Below are 3,536 nucleotides of genomic sequence, written 5' to 3' on the forward strand. Positions count from 1 at the left end.
ATAGCATAGGTAGTATCTTTTTGTCTTTTTTTCGTACTTTGTTTCAAATAAAATTTCGATGATAGTTCCCAAGACAATTATTTCTTTGGAGCTGTTCTCATTGCTCAAGAATCTGGAGAAGAGCATGAAGTAACCTTGATTGATGGCCAGCAAAGAACAACGACATTTATGTTACTTCTTAAGGCAATCTTATTGAAGATTGATAAGGAGCTTGAACTTCAACCGACTCTAGATACTGATGCACGCAGATTAGTGAAACGTCTTAATGGTCTTAAAGAGCAGATTGTCACAATGCTTTTCAATGTTTCAGATGACGAAAAAGATGATTTCGTTGATGGACTATATTATCCTAGCGATGATAGAATAAAGTATCTAAATCATTCGATTTCAGAAAAATATGCTAGTGAGATGACTACTATCTTGCTAGGTAAAGATTTTATATCTATTAAAGATAGAGTTCATCAAATCTATCGTCGCCAGAAAGACAACCGCTATACTAACTTCTATAAAAACTTTAGATATTTTTACAATATTTGTAACGAATTGAATGTTTTTACTCTTATCAATTTTGCTAACCACTTTATTGATAATTGCCAAGTGATTACTATTACAAGTTATAATACTGATCAGGCAATAAATATTTTCAATTCTTTGAATGGGACTGGTGTTCCATTGACCCCAATTGAAGTAATCGTATCTAAGACCACAGCAAACGCATCAGATAGAAAAAACTTCGAAAAAAATTGGCAAGAGATTGTACAACGTACAGATTCATCTAGATTAGACTTAAATGCGTTAATTACTCACTATATTTTCGTAAAACTTTCAGAACAAAACAGTGCAGATCGAAGAAATCCTGGTATAAGAGCCTTTTTCTCAAAAAATAAACATCTATTGAATGAAGATGTTCTGTTTACTGCTGAACTAAATACAATCTTAAATAATTTTGAACGAGTATCTGATACTATTAATGGTCAATTGATAAACAAATTAAATGGTAATTTACGACCTTTTGTTAGTAGTTATCTATTTTTCAGACAAGACAACACATATCTGGAATACTTACTTAGACTTGGAGTTTTGATTGAATTATCTGAACTCTCGTATAGCCATAAACTCTTTAAAGGCTTCCTAGAAGAAATAAATTTGTTGTACAGTCAAGTCGATTCAATTTCAATTGACGAACTTATTTCAAAAATAAGAAACCATATTCATGACAATTTTGTTTATGAAGACGTTAAACAAACTTTGACTGAAAGTGGTGTTTCAAATTCTATTCTTTACGTAAATGAATTCCTATTTTCATTGGAAAAAGGTATGGACTTTAATTTAAATGGAAATATTGATATTGAACATATTATGCCGCAAAGTGGTTTGAATAGAGAAAATATTATGTCAGATGCTGGAATAGAAAGTCAGGAAGAATTTAGAGATTATGCTGAGAAGCTTGGTAACAAGATTCTCCTTGAATCCGAAATTAATCGTGGAATTGGAGATGCTTGGTTTAGAACAAAAAGAGAGAATACAATCACAAGTGGTCATGGATATATAGGTAGTAAGTTCCCAATAGCTAAATCTCTTGTTAATTATGTAAATGATACTTGGACTAAAACTGACATTGAAGTGGCAACAGAAAAAGCTGCTAAACGAATTGCTGATTTTATTTTTGATTAAACTAGAATGATAGAATTGAGAGGTAAGTTATAATTATGTCATTAAATCAAGTTACTATAGAAATTCCATTGAATATTCAGAAAGGATTAGACTCTGGAATTTATAAACGTTATGGTTCAATAATCAGAAATTCATCCGGTCATATAGTAAAGCATCTAAAAGAAGTAAAGGCAGGAGAACCAGCTCAACAGGTCGTTAAAGGCCTTGCAAAAAATAAATATGTGCTAGTAACAGCTATTGGTGCAACTGTTCTAGCTGTTGTTGGTGTTGGTTATTATGCATTTATTTCAAATAGATATAAGAAGATTGTAAAGAAACTTATAGAAAAGCTAGTTCATTTTATTCAATTAGCACAAAAAGGAGAAGTAAGTGAAGAAGAGGTTGATAATTTCTTAAAATTTTTACAGGATAATCAAAAAGAACTACTTTCATTGAAACTAGACTCTGAAATAGATGAGTTGTTTGATCTTATATATGATTATACAATTCAATTTGCTAAAGTAAATGGGTTTGAAACTGATACTATTTCAGAAGTGGCAGAAAATAATAAAGTTATTAACTTGATGGATTATCTAAATTTTCAAAAAACAATATATCGTTCTGATGCAGTTTAAGAAGGCGAGAATTAAATTTCCGGATATAAAAAAGGAGCAAATTAGTTTTTTGCTCCTTGATTTATATTTGTCACAGTTTTCTGATAGGAGTACTTCCTAGTCAACTTACTTTCTTTCAGGGATTCAACATTAAAAATGAAGTAGCGTTTCCGATTTTGTACTGCCCCCAAAAAGTTAGACATAAAAAATCGATGCTATCCACTATTCTGTCCGTGATAACAGCGTATATCATCTTAGGTATTAATACTGAGGAAAAAAGAAGTGCTTACAATACAGGTAGGTGATAATGAAAGTTCAAAATACTGCCTATCTGTACTAACTGAGCTTAAAAATAGAGGAATAAAGGATATCCTTGTAATCTGTACTGATGGTCTTACCGGTATAAAGGAAGCCATTGGAGCAGATTTTCCTAAAATAGAATACTAAATATGTATTGTTCATAAGGTTCGTAATACATTGAAATATGTACCTGATAAAGACAGAAAAGCATTTGCGACAGATTTGAAGACCATTTACCAGGCTTATTTATACCACTAACGCTATAGAATCGCTTAATTCTACATACTGTTATAAACGTCTTTCCTTTGAGAAATATTCTAAAGTTTTACGTAATTCCCATGTAATATGATTGCTTTTTTTGTCTCATTTTATTTTACAACTCGGGAAAAATGATGTTAAATTATGTTTGGACAGTTTAAATACAGCTGAAACAGTAGCTGTATTAGAACGAATGAATTAAGGAGGAAATATGAGAGGATTTTATTTTGTTATAGCATGGATTTCGTTAGCGTTAGGAATTATAGGAATTGTACTTCCTGTGTTACCAACGACACCATTTTTGATACTGACAGTAATTTGTTTTTCAAAAAGTTCTAAAAGATTTGAAGAATGGTTTGCGAAAACAAAATTATATCAAATTTATGTAGCAGATTATTTAGAAACAAAATCGATAGATCGTTCACGTAAAAAGAAAATTATTATTTATATTTACATTTTAATGGGGGTTTCTATTTATTTTGCTCCAATTATTTTTGTAAAAATTGGACTAGCTTTATTAACGGTATTTATTACGTATTATCTATTTAAAGTTATTCCGGATAAATAAGTACAAAAAAAATCGGCTCATCGACAAATTCTGTTGGTGGATCAAATTTAACACCAAATTAAGTCTTTAATTTTTAATAATAAGGTGAGAGAAACTGAAATATTTAGTCTATTGATGAATCCACCACAAACATAACTATGAAT

At 30.4% G+C, this 3,536-nt stretch carries 3 protein-coding genes and 2 pseudogenes; all 5 read left to right on the plus strand.

Annotated elements, in window-relative coordinates; translation table 11 throughout:
* Positions 1-81 precede the first annotated feature (81 nt).
* A pseudogene (locus tag RYK07_RS08860) lies at positions 82-687 on the plus strand (DUF262 domain-containing protein); the annotation flags it as partial.
* A 561-nt stretch (positions 688-1,248) separates the two neighbouring features.
* Positions 1,249-1,674 carry an HNH endonuclease family protein gene (locus tag RYK07_RS08865; protein WP_314853496.1) on the plus strand — a complete coding sequence of 142 codons (426 nt, stop codon included), beginning with the start codon at positions 1,249-1,251 and terminating at the stop codon, positions 1,672-1,674.
* 35 nt (positions 1,675-1,709) lie between these two features.
* Positions 1,710-2,288, plus strand: coding sequence for a hypothetical protein (locus tag RYK07_RS08870; protein WP_314853494.1), 579 nt, complete (start codon positions 1,710-1,712; stop codon positions 2,286-2,288).
* A 187-nt stretch (positions 2,289-2,475) separates the two neighbouring features.
* Positions 2,476-2,810, plus strand: a pseudogene (locus RYK07_RS08875) (transposase); the annotation flags it as partial.
* Between the two features lie 226 nt (positions 2,811-3,036).
* Positions 3,037-3,393 (plus strand): YbaN family protein, encoded by a 357-nt coding sequence (locus RYK07_RS08880; RefSeq protein ID WP_314853495.1) that lies wholly within the window; start codon positions 3,037-3,039, stop codon positions 3,391-3,393.
* Positions 3,394-3,536: the final 143 nt, after the last annotated feature.

The organism is uncultured Granulicatella sp. (genome assembly GCF_963528315.1).
Lineage (GTDB): Bacteria > Bacillota > Bacilli > Lactobacillales > Aerococcaceae > Granulicatella.

Coding starts and splice junctions, on each gene's coding strand:
- RYK07_RS08870 (WP_314853494.1), top strand. CDS start 1,710: ATGTCATTAAATCAAGTTACTATAGAAATTCCATTGAATATTCAGAAA.
- RYK07_RS08880 (WP_314853495.1), top strand. CDS start 3,037: ATGAGAGGATTTTATTTTGTTATAGCATGGATTTCGTTAGCGTTAGGA.